The following is a 15,345-nucleotide window of genomic DNA, read 5'->3' as shown; positions in this document are numbered from 1 at the left end:
CGGTGCAACGCCAACACCACCGAGCTCTCAAGAAAGGAATTCGAGATGAACAAATCAATTCTCGGCCTCGCCCTGGCCGCCCTTCTTTCGATCACCACCGTCGCACATGCTGCAGGCGAAAAGGACGCTAAGGTCACGCTCGTCTACGAGCATGAATTGCCGAATGTTCCTGGCAAGAGCATCAAGGGCGTCCTCGTGGAATACCGCCCTGGAGGCTTTTCCTCGGGCCACACCCATCCGGACTCGGCCTTCATCTATGCGACGGTCCTGGAGGGTGCGATCCGCAGTCAGGTCAATGACGGTCCAGTTAAGGTCTATAGGGCCGGCGAAAACTTCTCCGAGATGCCCGGCGATCGCCATGGCGTCAGCGAGAATGCCAGCAAGACCAAGTCGGCTAAGCTGCTGGCTGTCTTCGTCGTCGACAGCAGCCAGAAAGAATTGACTTTCCCGCTCAAGAAGTAGGCGCGTTGAGGCGGATGCCGTCGGCATCCGCCAGCGCCTCCCGAAGGAAAGCATCTCGGTGAGCCTGTCATGTTCGGCGAACATCATTCCCTGCCGCTCGTCCTGATCAATATTCTGGGATTTGCCGGCATTCTCGTATGGCACATTCAGGGGCGCGGCCGTCCGACTGGGCGCCTGATTGTACAAATTCTCTTCTTCGCTACCATGAGCCTCGTGCTCGCGATTGGCAGAATTTCGCCCTACGAGCTCGATAACGCCGATCTTATGGGCGCCGGGTCGTTGATTGCCAAGTCCGCAAGGATTCTCTGGTGGACCCATCTTGCATGGACGATCATCGGCTTCCTGCACATCTATATCGCTATCAACCACAAGCCACGGGAAGCACATCTACTGCACGACATGATCGTCGCCGTCGTTTATCTCGGCGTTACGCTGTCAGTCATCGGCTTTGTGTTTGGTGCACCTATAGGTCCTCTGGTTGCAACCTCGGGCGTGGTTGCGGTTATCATTGGCCTTGCGCTGCAAAATACGCTTGCCGACCTCTTTTCGGGGATCGCACTGACGCTGGGGCGGGCCTACGGCATCGGTGATTGGATCCGACTGAGCGACGGCACTGAGGGGCGCGTTGCCGAAACCAACTGGCGCTCGACGAATCTGCTGACTGGCGCGCATAATGTGGTAGTAGTGCCCAACAGCGTCCTTGCGAAGCAAGGGATGACCAACCTCAGCCGCCCCGACGAAACGCACTGGATTGCGTTTTCCGTGCATATTGCGGCCACCCGCGCGCCCTCTGTTATTGAAGAGATCATGCAGGGGGTTCTGCAGGGCTGTGAGACAATCATCAAAGTTCCACCGCCGGCCGTCGCTCTCAAAGCGATTGACGCGATCACGATCGAGGTGGAACTGCAGTTCTGCGTGGCGAGCCCGGCGAGGCGAATGCCAGCCAAAAACGAGGTCATTGATCTCGTCTACCGCGGTTGTACGGCGAATGGCCTTTCTCTCGCAATGCCGCCCCAGAGCCTGCTTTGGGGGTCAGCCGTTACGGGAGGTGAGCCCGCAGCTACCGTCAAATCGTTCTCATCCAACGCGGTTTAGGCATAACACCGAGCTGAGGCGCAGGTTGACGAACTTGAGCAGCAAGTATGCTTCGCAGCGGCCGAGAATGCCAAGCCGCAATCTGAGGGCTGAAACGCGCCGGGTGCTGTCCCGGAACTGGACTTCCAAACCCACCGGACATAAAAGAGAATGAAATATTCTCTTTTGGGGTCTCGATGCCTTTCCTTCTCTCGAACGACATGGATCTGCCGCTTATTGATATTGACGCGACGGCGCAGGCTGAACTGGTAAGGAGAGGTAGCTTAACGGCTGGCGATTTGCTTGACGCCGCAATTGCACGATATCAAGCCCTGAACCCTATCCTGAATGCGGTTGCGAGCTTCGATCCCGAGAAGGCCAGCCAGCGTCTACACCGAACCTTGAGCGGCTCCGTTTTCGAAGGGGTACCGACGCTACTGAAGGATCTTCTTGCCTATCCTGGCCTGCCAGCCTCATTCGGCTCTCGGCTTTTGGCCGGTTATGTTCCAGCGGCGGGGTCGCCCTATACCGACGCGATTGATGCTGCCGGCCTGGTTGTTATAGGCAAGTCAACCACCTCGGAGTTTGGCCTCCTGGGGACGACAGAATCGATGGCAACGGGCCAGACACGCAATCCCTGGGATCTGTCGCGCTCGACCGGGGGGTCGTCAGGAGGAGCGGCAGCAGCTGTCGCCTCGGGCATGTTTCCAGTGGCGCATGCCTCGGACGGAGGTGGCTCGATACGTGGTCCGGCCTCGCTTTGCGGCGTTTTCGGTTTCAAACCTGGACGAGGCAAAACGAGATCGACAGGCATGCCCGATGACGCGCCACTTTCGGCGTTGTTAAGCGACCATTGTCTCAGCCGAACGGTTCGCGACAGCGCCACTTGGCTGCGCGTGACGGAAAAGGAGGGGATCACAAATCCGTTGGCGGATGCTGCCGAACTGGCCGCGGATTTACCTGGCTCGCTGCGGATTGGTTGGTTCGAGCGAGATTGTTTCGGCCATCTGCCTGACCCGGACGTGCGCATAGCCCTCCGCGCAACAGTTAAGCTCTGTGAATCGCTCAGCCATCGTCTCATGCCAATTGACGGTCCACGTTTGGATCGCGCGGAGCCTGGAGGTGCAATACTCGATTTGATGGCGGCGACGACCGCACATCTGACGGGCATGGTCGCTCCAAACCTGACACCAACCCAAAGCGAGCAGTCGCTGGAGCCCTATACGCGGTGGTTGGTTAAACGTGGCCGCGGCATTGCCCCTTTCCGCATCGGTGAAGCAATGGAGACGATGGCGACATTTGGCCACGACTTTAAGAAACTCCTCGAGGGGTTCGACGTGCTACTCTCTCCGACAATTCCATTTACTGCCTTCCCGCTCGGCGAGTTTGCTCCCGGCACAGACAACGAAATACTGCGTTTGCATTTTGAGCGGAGTGCTGCATTCACGGCTCTTGCGTCAATGGCAGGCTTTCCGGCCATGTCGGTGCCATTACAAGTCAGCGAAGGCGGTCTGCCCATCGGAAGCCATTTCGTTGTCCGTGAAGGCGACGAGGCGCTTCTGCTCCGATTGGCCTTTCAACTTGAGGCGGCGGCTCCATGGCTTCCCCGACTGCGCGAACTGTCGCGGAGGCTGGCATGGCGCAAGTCCTGAAAAAAGAGATGCATGCCCGGATTCTTCGGGCTGCAGGCAAGCAATTTGCGGCCCGGGGTTTTGAGGCCGTCCGCCTTGCCGATATAGCGCGCGAGGCGGGCACTGCCGTCAGCAATATCTATAAATATGTGGCCGACAAGGAAGCGTTATTCCTCCAAGTCGTTACCCCGGCTCTCGCGGAGCGCCATATGCAACTTTTACTGGCCCGCCTGGATGAGTTTGGTGAGCGTCGGCCCTGGACTGCTCTCACCGACAGCCAATCGTATGCTGCAGCAAGGCTCCTGGAGTTTTGGGTGGACCACCCGCATGTGGGAGCGATCCTGATGGGAAATGCACAAGGCAGCCGCTTTGCTTTCGTGCGTGAACAAATGATCGAGGAGATGACCTCACGCGCAATGAAGACGCAAGGGAAGGAAGTGCGTGGATCTATCGAGTTCGTGCTTCGCAGAATCTTCTCTTCGACTTTGGATACTATTTGCGCAGTCCTGCAGCAATATAAGAAACCTGAGGAAATACGTGATGCTATCGGCTGCTTCTGGCGTTTCCAGTTGGCTGGCCTGCAAGCCTTGTTGAAGGAAGAAGCAGCCTAACACTGGGTCGCTTGCTCCAAAGGCTGCCGCGCACTTTGGATTTGTGTCCGATAGACGATCGTCGTCTTCAGGCGTCGATGTAACGCCTTGATCTCGGCCCTTGACGCGCAGCTTGGCATCGAGGTTCGACAGCGGCTCATCGAAGAGAAAGACCTTCTGGTCGCGAACATTGGCGCGGCCCATGGCGACGCGTTGGCGCTGACCACCCGAGAGCTGCGCCGGCTTGCGCGCGAGCAGCGGCTGCAGGCCGAGAATGGCGGCAGCTTCCGCCACTTTCCTGTCGATCTCCGCCGGCTTGGCGCCGGCCAGTTCCAGCGCAAAGCCCATGTTCTTGCGGCTCTGGCCCGAGCGCGGCCTCCTGAAAAGGGTGCCTCCCGGTCAGCGAAAGACACCCCTTTCGGGCTGGCTCTGAAGGGGCGCCAGCAAGACGAAAAATAAGGGACGGGCCGCTGGTTGCAATCCGACTAAAGTCCCGCGGCGGCAAGCATACCCTGTTCTGCAGACCGTTCAGTGGAGAACAGTAATAGTGGCGACGCCTGACCCCTCGGCTGCCCGAATGATCGCTTTTCTGAGTTCGCTGGGATCAGTTCTACCGATCATAACGTCCAGGCAAGCCTCAGTCGCAGCAAGGAACTCATCACCGCCGTCTGACGGCCGGTCCTTCATCAAGGCATCGGCAGCGTCTTGAACATGATCTGCGCTCCGAGAAGATCATCTCACTCTCGCGCGAGAACCTCTCCGACAGCGAGCGCTATTTCGCAGAAAAGTTCGAAGAGCACGATCTGGCCGACAATGTCGCTTACACCTGTGACGACACCTTCTCGCTGGTGTCGCTGGTCTCCGTCGGGCGAGGCATCGGCTTCGTGCCGGAATGGACCCAGAATCTGCCAAATCGCGGGTTCTAGCTGAAGAAGGTGAGAGACGTTGACTTCAAGATCGTCTCGGTGTTGCCTCAAACAGGGAGGATCCGACCGCCGACGTGACACCTTATCGATATCGCACGATCGCTGGCGCGGCCGGGTAGATGAGGACAGGAGACGGCCGGACGTCTGTTGTCGGGATCGCCACCAGGTGCGACGTCGGCCGGGAAGCGGAACACTCGGTCGCGGGGCAGTCGGTCCCGCGTCTCCTGCGGACTGCTGAAGCCGACGTTCCTGCGGCTACCCTTCTTCGCGCCCTCGCGTGACGCGAATTCCCGCTTTCCCGCACCTGTTGTGCGATCGCTATGCTGAAAGCTCCGATATGCTCCTTTTTTTTTGATCGATCCCGTCGGGTCGAGCGTCGGGTTATGCTCGTAAGCTTCGGTCGAGCGTGGGGACCATCGGTGCAACCTCCCGACCAGCCTCAGCGTTTGCCGTGAGCTTGATGCCGACTATCAGGAGATCGGGCTCTCCCGTCTCCAAGCGTCCCTGCGCCATCAGCCGCCTTGAGACGGAGGGAGGATTGCTTGGCGGCCTGGGATCGCGCGGCTCCATGCGTGTGTCGTGACGAGGCCGGCATCCCCGCAATTGCCGTTGTATAGTGATCGTGGCGGCGTTATGATCTTTCAAACATCTGTGGGGTAGTCCATGACAACAGGACCCATCAGGCCTCGTGATGAAGCGCTGACATCAGACGATCTTGCAATCTGCGATCGCGTCCTGGCAGATGTCAAAGCGGAATTCAGTCTCGATGAAGGAAGCGAAGAGCTCACTCGATCAGCATCCATCATTATCGAACTTTATCGACAAGGTGTTCGCACCGAGCAACAGTTGAAAATGCTCGTCTATGCTGCGCGCGGCAAATTCGACGCGCTCTAGATGCGAGCTTTGACGAGGATGTTTAGTCGAACCGAGATCTAGGGGAGTGCAGCAGAAACAAAAGCTGTCGCAAACCCTCATTTTAATCGAGTTCGCACTTCGGAACGACACGTGCGTTGGCTGCCACTGCGTGCGCGATTCGTTACCGGTGTTGCCTGGAGTGTCATATAGCATACCTTGAGATCGGAGTTTAATGGCGTTTGGACCTCGGCGTCACCGAAGATCACTGCGGTGCAAACATCTCGGCAGGATCGGGCTGTCATCTCCGTGATGGCGTTACGGGAATTCCGTAAATAAGTTCGAAACAATCTTCAGCGAATATTGACGGGGACTTACAATAGTCGCGAACGATTTTTTACCTATCGAGGATTTTATTCATGCCTGATGAAACCAGCACGCCCGCAGCTGAAACCACATCCGCGGTCGCTGCCCCGGCAAGAGAAAAGAGGGTTCGAGCTCCCCGCAAGCCGAAGGCTGCTCCGGAAGTTGCCGCGACAACATCCGTCAGTGCTCCGGCGAAGAAGCCCCGTGGTCCGGCGAAGAAATCTACCCTCGCGAACGCGCCTGTCGCTGCCGCCCCGGTTCCCGCTCCTGCAAAGAAGGTCCCCGCACCTAAAGCTCAGGCTGCAAAGCGTGCGCCCAGCCCCGTTGAGGCAGCGCCGGTTGAGACGGATGGCTTCGCCGATCTCCTCAAGCTTGAGGAAGAAAACCAGAGACTTCGAAAGGCGCTCTCTGAAAAGCTTCGCGCCGAAAACGCGGACCTGCGCAAGAAGCTTGGGCTGTCCTGACCCATCACCTAGACTGGCGTCTTCAATTCTAAACATTTGACCGGGCTCACATTGCAAGCCCGGTTGCCCGCTCGGTACTATGCGCTTCAAGAAAACGAGTCGGGAGATGCGATCGATGAGATCACCATGGCAATTGATCAAAGGCCTTGCGTCGCGTCGTAAGATAGAGGACGCGACTGCGCCTGCAGATCGAACGGTCGAAACAGTCGATACGAGCACAAGGGAGTTCGAAGAGGCCCATCCTCCGGTTGACCTACCCAAGGCCGTTCCGGAGAACGATACGACGGCGCGCGATGCCGGAAGCGAGATACGTCAAACTGGCGATCTTTTGGAGCACCGTTTGCCGCTGCCGGCCGATCCCAGCTCTATCGCGGGTCGCAAGACGAAGGAAGTTATTCCGGACAACAACGGCGAAGTTCAGGGAATCATGGGTTCCCGCTCAGATATTATCGCTAAAGGCTCGCCGTCCGCAGCTGTTGCATCTACAAGAACAAGTCGAAGGAAGCACGGCCGATCGTCAAGTCGACCGGGTGTTCCTTCAGAGTCCCCCGCCGAGCCGATTGCCGTGGCGGAGACGCCGGTTGCCCAGGCAATCGCCCTGGACCTGGAAATCAATGAACTTCGTTCACGGTTGTCGGAAAGACTTCGTCAACAGAACAGGCAGTTGCGCAAGCTACTCGATCGTTACGATCGCTATTAGGCTTTGATCGTGCCCCAACGGCTGATGAGCCGGCACTCACGCTCTTGGAATCGGACATGACCGCGCCACCGTCCTGTGACCACGAGGCGCTTGCGGACGCAGTCCCGCTGCTGGTCGCCGGAAGTCGAAGCAGGCACTAGAGGATTAGGGCATGTCAGCTCAAGAAAGCGAGCATGATCTTCCACCAAATCATAACGACCGGAGGCGATGCAGATGACAGTGGGATGATCGCTGGCGAAATTCGGTCAGGCCGCCAGAAACGACATGATGGGATTGCCCAGACAAGGACGTCGAGCTGGGCGGTAAATAGTTCGCTTCTTCCCACTTTCGAGCCCCGAGCACTCCCGCGTAAGCGCCCATCAGTCTGGCCCTGGCGAACATGTTCCAGATGACCCGCTGGTTGAAAAGCAGGACCTCTGCGGGATCTACAAGGACGAGCAGACAAATGATCCAGAAGCTGCTCGATCGGTTATGATTTCTCGGGAAGCGACCATTGAGGTCCGCCGGCCGCTTCCCGATTCCTCCGAGCGATCTGCCGCTAACGCTCAAGGAGATCCGCACCATACGCCTACCGTGCATATGGGGCATCAGGACGATAAAACTCGCCGACGAATTGCACTCGGGCAGCAATGAAAGTTCACTCCAGAGCCCAAAAACGCTGTCCGAGCGGGAGCTTTTGTGGATGGGCTGTGGATAGACTGTGCATGGAAGCGGATCCCTGCGACATTCGTTCCACGTCTCTTCACGCTGTGCTTGCCAAACCGTCCCGACTCGCCGACATGCTCATCACCCACTCTTCGCCTCCGCCGCAATCGTCGCCGAGATGGTTCGGGCGCTCCCCATCGGTCGAGCGCCCTTTTTCGTTTCAGCCGCTGCCTGGCGAGACGCTGTCGTCGCTCTTGTCAGGCAGCGATCCAGCGCCCGGAGTTTTGCTCTCGTCTTGAAGATGCGGCTTATCATGAGGGCCTGCTGGCGGATTATCTCCGGCGTCGGCTGGCTTCTTCCCGGTCTCCTCGATTGCCTCCTGGGCCTTCGTATCCTTGTTCATGCCAGAACTCCTTGTCTTGGCGAGAGGAAACCAGTGAGGCCGTTCGGAGTTCCGTCCCATCTCGACCTACACCGGGATCTTCGTTGCCTCGTCCTTAGCTCTTAACCTCGGGCGGAGCTGCCAGGGCCAACATTTTTCTGAGCCTGCTGCAGCATCTCTTTGATGAACTCTAAAGCGGTCATCTACGTCGGAGTCTTGTCAGATCGCTTGATCACAGGCCCATTGCGTAGCCGACGCCGTTCGAGCCCGCGAACAGACAAGATAGGCGCGGCCGACAGTGCAAATAGCATCAATTGCATTGCCTTGATCGTTTGCAAGCCAACATCCGCCAAGCAATTTGTACGTTTTGCGGACTCTGATCAATTGTCGGGAACGATATTGCCCGCTGCTAGTTCAGTGGCCGCAGAAAGGACAGCGGCGATGAATGCAGTGAATCGGATGATGGTTTTTTCGGCCGTCGCGTTGGCAAGTTGGATGGTTGCCGGGGCGATAGCGATCTTCGACATCCACCGAAATCTGAGACACCCGACGGCGTCACATGTTGCGGAAGTGCCGATGGGTGGCTTCATGCTCGTCGGAACGTCTGTCACCGTCATCATCCTTGCATCGGCATTGGCGTGACAACGGTCGGCCCTTCCATCAGTCGGAAACTTCCCTTTTCCGCCGGCTTCTGCCTCGGAGTCGGCCTTGGCGGGGTACCTGGACGGTGTGGTTTTCCATCAGCTCTTGCAATGGCACCACCTCTTCAGTTCGTGGTACCCGATCATCTCAGTCGAAAACTTGGAGTTCAACACGTTCTGGGACGGCGTCTTTCATTCTGCCGCCTACCTGTTCATTTTAGCCGGGGTTATCATCCTTTGGCGTGCGGCGCGTCTCATTCACTTCAAATGGTCCACGCGATGTCTTGGCGCGTCCATGTTGATCGGCTTCGGAACTTCCAACCTGATCGAAGGACTGGTCGACCATCAGCTGCTCGGCATCCATCATGTTAACGAGACCGTTGATAGATCGCAGTGGATCTACTGGGATCTGGCATTCATTGCGTCGGGAGTCGCCATGCTGGTGGTCGGCTTATTGTTATGGAGACGGACCGATGCGTGAGACGGGAGCGGCTTTCATGGAAGAGTTGCTGACAGGGTGGAGCTGGGCCGCCTTTGGCCTCGGCATCCTTGTTGCAACGCAGCCGGTCTGGTCACATTTTCTTTCCAACAACGTGTTCTCGAGGGACGACCAGCTTTCCATCCGCTGCTCCTCTTCAGATGGTCTGAAGACGCTTGGCCAAACGGGCGATGTTCGTAGGATGTTGATACAACCTCGTTGGGCGACGAAGTTCAAATAGGTGCGCATGATGTTTATCGACGCTCAACCTCAATCAAGGTCTCAGGATTCCAGCTTCCATGGCCGCGCGAATGAACGCGCGCTTTGCTGTCGCGTTGTCAACCTTCCCGTCGATTGCGCCGAGACAGGCTCGTCGAGCAGCGGAAAAGGACTTACCTCCTTTTGTGGGCCACGAGCTCATCAGGTATGCTACAGCATCGCGCGAGTTGCCGACGCTTTGGAAATGATCGGAATCAATCATCAACTCGATTGGTTTGTCCCACAGATCGCTGCTCATCTTGTCTCCTCCGGCGTGCTGACCGCAGAAGAAATACGCAGCAGAGCCACTCGTTCCGCAGATTCCAGCTATCGGACTAAGGTCGGGGTACATCTGGGACTAAAGACCCACGTGCGAGCGTCATGACCTCTCGTACACCTTTCCGCGCCCCTCAGCTATGGCTGATGAGAGAGGCTGCAATCGCAGCCTCTCTGCTTATAAGAACCGATCAGGCAGAAACGCGACCGCCGCCGGCCGGGGTCTTGATCATCCACGGCTGGATGGCCGGCTGCTTCATCAAGATCCCCCTCTTATTCCCAAACGCGCGAATGGCATCGCGAGCTACCTCAAGTGGCTTATGTCCATCGTGGACCATGTAGCAGGTTTTAAGGGTCGCTTCATGGGTAATGTCCCGGTCCCGCTCGGGCCAATCTTGAAGGAAGTCAATCGCGTCTGCCAAGGAGATTATCTCCCGAACCAGGCCGTCCCGCGCCTTCAGATACACCGGGCGATTGAAGTTTGCATTCATAGCTACCTCACTGAAAACGTTGGTGATCAACAAGGATGGCGCCGAAGCTTAGCGCCGGCGGAGAAGGTATTTCTTTGGTTTTTCCGTTTCAATGCACGCCGGTGAAATTTTTCCGGTAGGCACCCCCATGAGCTTCCTCGAAGCCTTCGCCAAGGAAGGCCGAGATGTCGAGCGTATCGCCGAAGCCCTCTGCGACACCCCGCGAGCTGATTGGCTTGGCGACCTGTCGTTCGTTCGCATCATCGATGGTCGTTGCCAGCGATCTCTACTATGGTGAGTAGCGGGCCGTACTCGGCAGGATTTCGCCTCTTTGTCGGATGTCATAGGCCCGCTCTCCTGTGTGATAGGTGATCCACCAGAGCGCGACATGCTGCGGCAACTGATAGTTCAAATTCGCCCACGTGTAAGAGCTCTTTCTCCCGTCGGCCTTATGTGGTAAAGACCGCAGCGGACGACGAGGACGTGCTCGACCGCGCTCGCGTCTGTCAACACCAACGCGAGGGTCCGGGAGGAGGTGTTCCAGGCTCCCATCCAGACCGGGTCCCGGCCGTGATCGAGCTTGGTCGGCTTCTGCAGATCACCGAGCCCATTCTGCATGACGAAGAGACAGACAAAGACCTCCAACTCATATTTGCCCCCGGTTCGTCATTGGGCGGCGATCGACCGAAAGCTTCAGTCGTCGATCAGCATAGCCATCTTTCCATCGCCAACTTTCCCAAGGAATCCGACGAATATAGCATGGAGACCTGGGAAGAGATCGCACTTCGGCTCGGCGACCAGGCCGCTATCGCCACCCCACAACACGAACTTATCGAGGTGGCCGGCAAAGCCGTGATGTTATCTCGACGCTTCGACCGCAAAAGCGCCATCCGCGTTTTATTTTGTCAGCGAATGGCAATGATGGGTGCCAGGGATGGCGAGCGCGGCAATTATCCCGAAATCGTCGATGCGCTTGCGCAACACGGCGCGCAGGGGAAGCCGGATGCCCTGCTCGCTATCGTCGGGTGGTCTTTAACGTGCTGATCTCCAATGTCGACGATCACCTCCGCAACCACGGATTGCTGTGGTTGGGCAATGCTGGCTGGTCGCTGTCGCCGGCCTACGACCTCAATCCCGTTCCCGCGGATCTCAAGGCTCGGGTGCTGACCACCAATATCGATCTCGATGAAGGTACCTGCTCGCTCGATTTTCTGGAGGCTGCATCGGGATATTTTGCGCTCACGCTGACGCAGGCATGCGTCATTATCAGAGAGGTTGCGACCGTCACCGCAACTTGGCGAGAGACCGCCAGGGCAGTCGGAGCGGGAAGCAGCGAGATCAATTTTATGGCCAGCGCTTCTGAGCATACGATCTGAGGCAAGCGCTAACGAAGGCATCGCCCTCAATTTTTATCGGCTTATCTTTGAAAGTATCCGCCGTTTGCGCAAGGCTGAAAATCTGCAGGCGATGGTGGCGCGGGATGCCTAGGCAGGTTCAGTGCTGCGACCGGCGCCACGGCTTGGCCGGCTGCTGGTGGCCTGGTCCGCGGCGATCAATCTCCGCCTTAAAACCATTCGTGTGCACCGCATTATCCAGCGGATAGCCGCGAAGTTTGACCGCGTGCATTTCTGCTATAAGGCCGGCCCGAACGGCCCGGCTTGCATCGTTGATACGATCGCTTGGCCACGTATGTGAATCAGCACTGAAGATCGACCCCCTGACAAAAGGCAGCAAGTGCATGAATTACAGCAAATATCGGGCCGAGTGGGGGTCGTCATCGGCGCCGATCGTGGCGATTTCATTTCGTATTTCGAATCGATACCGTACGCAAACGTGGCGGGGGTCAAGGTTAGGTGCTGGTTCACACAGATTCCGTACGCTAGCAGACGGGATCCCTTTATGCGCTGAGAAGTTTCTTCGTCTGAAGATGCCGCGGTGACCGATGCCTTCTGAGGGAGAGCGCTATGACGAACGACGACGACCCCTACGGATCAACCGATGCCACGACTGAATACGAGGCGCAGGGAAAGCGCGGGGCGCGAGCCGGAAAAGCCCGCTCCGGTTGGGCAGTCTTTGTGGCGGCCATCTTCGTTGGAACTATTGCCGCTTGGGTCGCGTGCCACGATGGAGCCGCGAACCCTGCACCGGGAACCACCGATGACGGAATTCGCTCGGGGCGCGGAGCAGCTCAGAACTGAAAGACCAGATCAACTTGGCGCAACAGCGCCTCAAAGGTCCACTCGTCATCATTGTCTTTGCTTGCTTTTGAACGGTAGCGCGAGCTTGACACGCTGGGTGAATGTCTTCGAATGCTTGCTTCTGTCGAAATCGCGTCTAACCAGGTAGCTCGCTGGGAGATACCGTGACTAGCAGTGCGGCATTGCCCTAGGCAGCTCCCTCTGCTGTTGTTATTTTCCCCCAAGGGGCCAGGCAACTTGTCGCGGCATGAACAATACGGGCGGAGGGCTCTGCCATCCGCGCGGCGGCGTCTCCTCGGGTCTATTGAAAACACTAAGCTCCAGCGTCCGAATGCGCAATCTTCGCCGCAACAGCGTACGTCTCAGGTGCCGCCAGTGAGCAACGCCCCGTCCGCGAGGCCGTCGCTTTGGTACGCTATCGCACACGGGAGCATCGTTGCGGAACCAGGCTGTCCAACCATTGCTCGAGGCCAGCATCTGAAAGAGGAGACTACTATGGTCACGACGGTCGGCGAGGAAGCCAGCATTGGAAAGCTAGTGACGAATCTAATCTACCTTGAGCATGACGCGATCGCCGCCTACGACTCCTGCATCGATCGTCTCGATAATAAGGAGCTCAGCGCGCAAATTGCGACATTCAAACAGGACCATCTGCAACACCTTAGGGTCCTGACGGAGATGGCCCGGGAACTCGGCGTTGAGGTCCCCCTCCGAAGGCGATATGAAGCAGATGCTGACGACAGGCAAGATCGCGCTTGCACATATGTGGGGGTGATGCCGCAATCCTCAAGGCGATGAAGACGAACGAGGACGACACGGTCGCGGCCTATGAGCGCGCCATCCGGCACGAGGATGCGATCCCGGCGTCGAAGGCTTTCTTCATGAAGGCGCACCAGGACGAGGAACGCCATCGCGCCTGGATGAGCACGACCTCAAATACGCTGTCTTGATGCATCTGTCCCTCGTCCACTCGGTTGCCACCGGCATCGAGATTGCCAGTGACGGCGACGAGATTGTCGTCATGCCGAGCATCGGGGTACCTCGGCCATAGTTGCACAGCGCGCCCATTGGGCGTCGAGCTTGTCATCATGAGACGATATTTGCGACGCAGTGGCGGTGAATTCGAGTTACCTGCCGGCGGAGGAAACCTCGACTTGGCCGCTGACACGCTCGTCGTTCAGCAAGCTGCCTCTTAGCATGGCCTGGGTGATCCTGCCGGCGCGATAGGCCTCGATGACTTCACGATGGTCTTCTTCAAGCTCGATGACAGAGACCGGCTCAACAATTCCGAGCTCGGTCATAAAGCTGCGCAACCAGGTTGACTGTTCTGCCTCAAGAGTTGACATGGAAATGGTCCTTTCATGGTTCGAAAGCCAATCATGGTCCGAAAGCCGAGTGGTAAGCCTCGTCAGGTATCATCGACGACACCCGTTGCAGGACGCTCCTCGCCGCTGACTTCCTGGGTCAGCCACGCACCGTTTTCATCCTGGAAGGTAATCTCGGCTCCTTCGCCGGTGAGGCGCTGCCGTTTCGCAGCTGCGCGGGCCGCCTGCAGAGCCTCCTCGTGAGACGGAAATGTCTCCGACCAGACGTCAGCCACGCGATCGGCAAATCCCTCGTCGTGTTCGCCGATATGATAGAGTAAGGGCATTGGATCCTCCGCGTTACCTGACAACAACGAACAGCGACGGGGCTAGTTCCTTCATTGTCTTGTTGCTGCGGCGGCAAAAAGCCGCTGAAGCATACGTAACCTAGGGCTAGCCCAAGCACGGCCGCGCCTCCTCGGACAACGAAAAGCCAGATTTGGTTATGGTCCAGTTGTTATCGGCTCCAAACATGTTTGAGGCGTGGGCGTGCGTTAATCGCGATCGCGAGCTGTGTTCTGAGGGCATACCGGCCGAAAAGAAGATAAGTCAGCAGCTGTAAACAGGGGATCGGACAAGGAACGAATTGGAGTGCCCGAAGTTTAGCTGCGATCCCACTCGGAGTGAAACGATGGCTGACAATCAGCTGCCAAAAGGCGAAGCCCAAGACGGACCAGAAATGCCGCCGGCGCGTTATGCCGAAGCGGCCCGTCCCGACCCTCAAGCGGTCGCCACGGTTGAGCAGCCGCAAGAGCGATCGAGATCGCCACTGCCTGACTACACGCTTTTGATGAGACAGGCCCTTGAAGGCCGAGCCTAGGCGGGCTGTGCTGTGCCCGGACAACCGTCCCTGCCCATCAAGATCCGCTTGAACGGTGGGCGTATGTACCGACTTGGGGTCCAGCATGACAGAAGCGTCGGGTCATCCAACGCGCGGCAAGGCAAAAAGGTAGGGAACTCATCCGTGCCCCACCCGAAGGGCGTGCAGTGCGGGTCTGCGACGAGACCTTGTTAATTTGGTAGCAATGGTCGCTGTCACCTACGGAACGATTTATCAGAAGAAGCACTTGCAAAATGGCGATTTGACCGCAATTGCGAGGTTGCAGTATCTCGGTGCCCTGGCCTTGACCGCCCCTTCGCGCTGGCGTCCGACGCGTTCCGTTTGATGGCGCGCTCGAGACCTATGCCGCGCTTGTCTGGTCGGTATTCGGAATATCGGTGGGAGGTATTGCGCTGCTTCTCTGCTTGATCCGCGGAGGTCAGGTTTTGCGCGCCGCCTCGATGATCTGCCTCTGCCCGGTTACGGCAGCGGACCAAGCCCTCATCGCATTCGGGGAGCCGCTTACCGCTCCACTGATCATTGGCACGGTGATTGTGGCTGGCGGGATTTACCTTGCCAATCGGAAGGCACCTCGACCCTTGAAACCTTGACGCATCATTCTTAGGGTGCGGCTTGCATTTGATAGCAGCGGTACTCTGTTACTCGTGTGGTTCAACACCTGCGAAACGGTCACTCTCCTCTGCGAGAGCCAGCGGCAATTCATCGCGCGTGCGTCAGCGCGGTCATG

19 protein-coding genes and 5 pseudogenes are annotated in these 15,345 nt (G+C 57.8%); 17 read left to right on the top strand and 7 right to left on the bottom strand.

Features of this window, described 5'->3' with window-relative positions; translation table 11 throughout:
• Positions 1-45 precede the first annotated feature (45 nt).
• The 4 genes from FHX15_RS29065 to FHX15_RS29050 all read left to right on the top strand — a co-directional run bounded on the left by FHX15_RS29065 (position 46) and on the right by FHX15_RS29050 (position 3,778).
• The gene (locus FHX15_RS29065; RefSeq protein ID WP_184401805.1) at positions 46-462 is read left to right on the top strand and encodes a cupin domain-containing protein; all 417 of its coding nucleotides are present in this window, start codon (positions 46-48) and stop codon (positions 460-462) included.
• A gap of 69 nt (positions 463-531) precedes the next feature.
• Positions 532-1,557, top strand: a complete 1,026-nt coding sequence (locus FHX15_RS29060) for a mechanosensitive ion channel family protein (protein WP_184401804.1) — start codon at positions 532-534, stop codon at positions 1,555-1,557.
• 176 nt (positions 1,558-1,733) lie between these two features.
• Entirely contained in the window at positions 1,734-3,188 is a 1,455-nt protein-coding gene (locus FHX15_RS29055; RefSeq protein ID WP_184401803.1) for an amidase, read from the top strand.
• Positions 3,173-3,778: a TetR/AcrR family transcriptional regulator gene (locus tag FHX15_RS29050; protein WP_184401802.1), complete on the top strand. Its 606-nt coding sequence runs from the start codon at positions 3,173-3,175 to the stop codon at positions 3,776-3,778. The genes FHX15_RS29055 and FHX15_RS29050 overlap by 16 nt, the downstream gene beginning before the upstream one ends.
• Positions 3,779-3,813: 35 nt before the next feature.
• Here the strand turns inward: FHX15_RS29050 and FHX15_RS29045 are convergent.
• Both FHX15_RS29045 and FHX15_RS29040 read right to left on the bottom strand, forming a co-directional pair.
• Positions 3,814-4,111 (bottom strand): annotated as a pseudogene (locus FHX15_RS29045) (ATP-binding cassette domain-containing protein); the annotation flags it as partial.
• 174 nt (positions 4,112-4,285) lie between these two features.
• The gene (locus tag FHX15_RS29040; RefSeq protein WP_184401801.1) at positions 4,286-4,444 is read right to left on the bottom strand and encodes a DUF982 domain-containing protein; all 159 of its coding nucleotides are present in this window, start codon (positions 4,442-4,444) and stop codon (positions 4,286-4,288) included.
• 26 nt (positions 4,445-4,470) lie between these two features.
• Between FHX15_RS29040 and FHX15_RS29035 the strand changes: the two are divergent.
• From FHX15_RS29035 to FHX15_RS29020, 4 genes and pseudogenes are all read left to right on the top strand, one after another.
• Positions 4,471-4,806 (top strand): annotated as a pseudogene (locus FHX15_RS29035) (LysR substrate-binding domain-containing protein); the annotation flags it as partial.
• A gap of 540 nt (positions 4,807-5,346) precedes the next feature.
• Positions 5,347-5,577, top strand: a complete 231-nt coding sequence (locus FHX15_RS29030) for a hypothetical protein (RefSeq protein ID WP_184401800.1) — start codon at positions 5,347-5,349, stop codon at positions 5,575-5,577.
• A 377-nt stretch (positions 5,578-5,954) separates the two neighbouring features.
• A complete protein-coding gene (locus FHX15_RS31510; protein WP_184401799.1) occupies positions 5,955-6,365 on the top strand; it encodes a hypothetical protein in 411 nt (136 codons plus the stop codon).
• A 115-nt stretch (positions 6,366-6,480) separates the two neighbouring features.
• Positions 6,481-7,065 (top strand): hypothetical protein, encoded by a 585-nt coding sequence (locus FHX15_RS29020; protein ID WP_184401798.1) that lies wholly within the window; start codon positions 6,481-6,483, stop codon positions 7,063-7,065.
• An 865-nt stretch (positions 7,066-7,930) separates the two neighbouring features.
• Here FHX15_RS29020 and FHX15_RS29015 read toward each other — a convergent pair.
• Complete coding sequence (locus FHX15_RS29015; RefSeq protein WP_184401797.1) at positions 7,931-8,113, bottom strand: hypothetical protein; 183 nt, start codon at positions 8,111-8,113, stop codon at positions 7,931-7,933.
• A 420-nt stretch (positions 8,114-8,533) separates the two neighbouring features.
• Here FHX15_RS29015 and FHX15_RS31275 point away from each other — a divergent pair, with 420 nt between their 5' ends.
• The 3 genes and pseudogenes from FHX15_RS31275 (at position 8,534) to FHX15_RS29005 (ending at position 9,452) form a co-directional block, all read left to right on the top strand.
• Positions 8,534-8,734 (top strand): hypothetical protein, encoded by a 201-nt coding sequence (locus FHX15_RS31275; RefSeq protein ID WP_246779131.1) that lies wholly within the window; start codon positions 8,534-8,536, stop codon positions 8,732-8,734.
• Positions 8,731-9,214 (top strand): annotated as a pseudogene (locus FHX15_RS29010) (DUF2243 domain-containing protein). The gene FHX15_RS31275 and the pseudogene FHX15_RS29010 overlap by 4 nt, the downstream one beginning before the upstream one ends.
• A 16-nt stretch (positions 9,215-9,230) precedes the next feature.
• Positions 9,231-9,452 carry a hypothetical protein gene (locus tag FHX15_RS29005; RefSeq protein WP_184401865.1) on the top strand — a complete coding sequence of 74 codons (222 nt, stop codon included), beginning with the start codon at positions 9,231-9,233 and terminating at the stop codon, positions 9,450-9,452.
• Positions 9,453-9,485: 33 nt separating this feature from the next.
• On the opposite strand, the gene FHX15_RS29000 is transcribed toward FHX15_RS29005, so the two are convergent.
• Together FHX15_RS29000 and FHX15_RS28995 are read right to left on the bottom strand one after the other, a co-directional pair.
• Complete coding sequence (locus FHX15_RS29000) at positions 9,486-9,728, bottom strand: DUF982 domain-containing protein (RefSeq protein ID WP_184401796.1); 243 nt, start codon at positions 9,726-9,728, stop codon at positions 9,486-9,488.
• A 208-nt stretch (positions 9,729-9,936) separates the two neighbouring features.
• On the bottom strand, positions 9,937-10,236 hold the full coding sequence (locus FHX15_RS28995; protein ID WP_184401858.1) for a DUF982 domain-containing protein: 300 nt from the start codon (positions 10,234-10,236) through the stop codon (positions 9,937-9,939).
• Between the two features lie 127 nt (positions 10,237-10,363).
• Here FHX15_RS28995 and FHX15_RS28990 point away from each other — a divergent pair, with 127 nt between their 5' ends.
• The 4 genes and pseudogenes from FHX15_RS28990 to FHX15_RS31905 all read left to right on the top strand — a co-directional run bounded on the left by FHX15_RS28990 (position 10,364) and on the right by FHX15_RS31905 (position 13,363).
• A complete protein-coding gene (locus FHX15_RS28990) occupies positions 10,364-10,513 on the top strand; it encodes a hypothetical protein (RefSeq protein ID WP_184401795.1) in 150 nt (49 codons plus the stop codon).
• 225 nt (positions 10,514-10,738) lie between these two features.
• A pseudogene (locus tag FHX15_RS31665) lies at positions 10,739-11,582 on the top strand (type II toxin-antitoxin system HipA family toxin); the annotation flags it as partial.
• 1,326 nt (positions 11,583-12,908) lie between these two features.
• The gene (locus FHX15_RS28980) at positions 12,909-13,211 is read left to right on the top strand and encodes a ferritin-like domain-containing protein (protein WP_409527047.1); all 303 of its coding nucleotides are present in this window, start codon (positions 12,909-12,911) and stop codon (positions 13,209-13,211) included.
• On the top strand, positions 13,208-13,363 hold the full coding sequence (locus tag FHX15_RS31905) for a hypothetical protein (RefSeq protein ID WP_409527046.1): 156 nt from the start codon (positions 13,208-13,210) through the stop codon (positions 13,361-13,363). The genes FHX15_RS28980 and FHX15_RS31905 overlap by 4 nt, the downstream gene beginning before the upstream one ends.
• 177 nt (positions 13,364-13,540) lie before the next feature.
• Here the strand turns inward: FHX15_RS31905 and FHX15_RS28975 are convergent, their stop codons facing one another.
• Both FHX15_RS28975 and FHX15_RS28970 read right to left on the bottom strand, forming a co-directional pair.
• Entirely contained in the window at positions 13,541-13,759 is a 219-nt protein-coding gene (locus FHX15_RS28975; protein WP_184401794.1) for a hypothetical protein, read from the bottom strand.
• A 62-nt stretch (positions 13,760-13,821) separates the two neighbouring features.
• Positions 13,822-14,064 (bottom strand): hypothetical protein, encoded by a 243-nt coding sequence (locus FHX15_RS28970; RefSeq protein ID WP_184401793.1) that lies wholly within the window; start codon positions 14,062-14,064, stop codon positions 13,822-13,824.
• Positions 14,065-14,408: 344 nt separating this feature from the next.
• Between FHX15_RS28970 and FHX15_RS28965 the strand changes: the two genes are divergently transcribed.
• Together FHX15_RS28965 and FHX15_RS31260 are read left to right on the top strand one after the other, a co-directional pair.
• On the top strand, positions 14,409-14,597 hold the full coding sequence (locus tag FHX15_RS28965) for a hypothetical protein (protein ID WP_184401792.1): 189 nt from the start codon (positions 14,409-14,411) through the stop codon (positions 14,595-14,597).
• Positions 14,598-14,787: 190 nt separating this feature from the next.
• Positions 14,788-15,208: pseudogene (locus FHX15_RS31260) on the top strand (EamA family transporter); the annotation flags it as partial.
• Positions 15,209-15,345 lie beyond the last annotated feature (137 nt).

It is taken from the genome of Rhizobium sp. BK650 (genome assembly GCF_014195325.1).
In the GTDB taxonomy this organism is placed as follows: Bacteria; Pseudomonadota; Alphaproteobacteria; order Rhizobiales; family Rhizobiaceae; genus Rhizobium.
The sequence above is the reverse complement of the archived record's forward strand: the minus strand, read 5'-3'. Positions and strand labels throughout refer to the sequence as shown.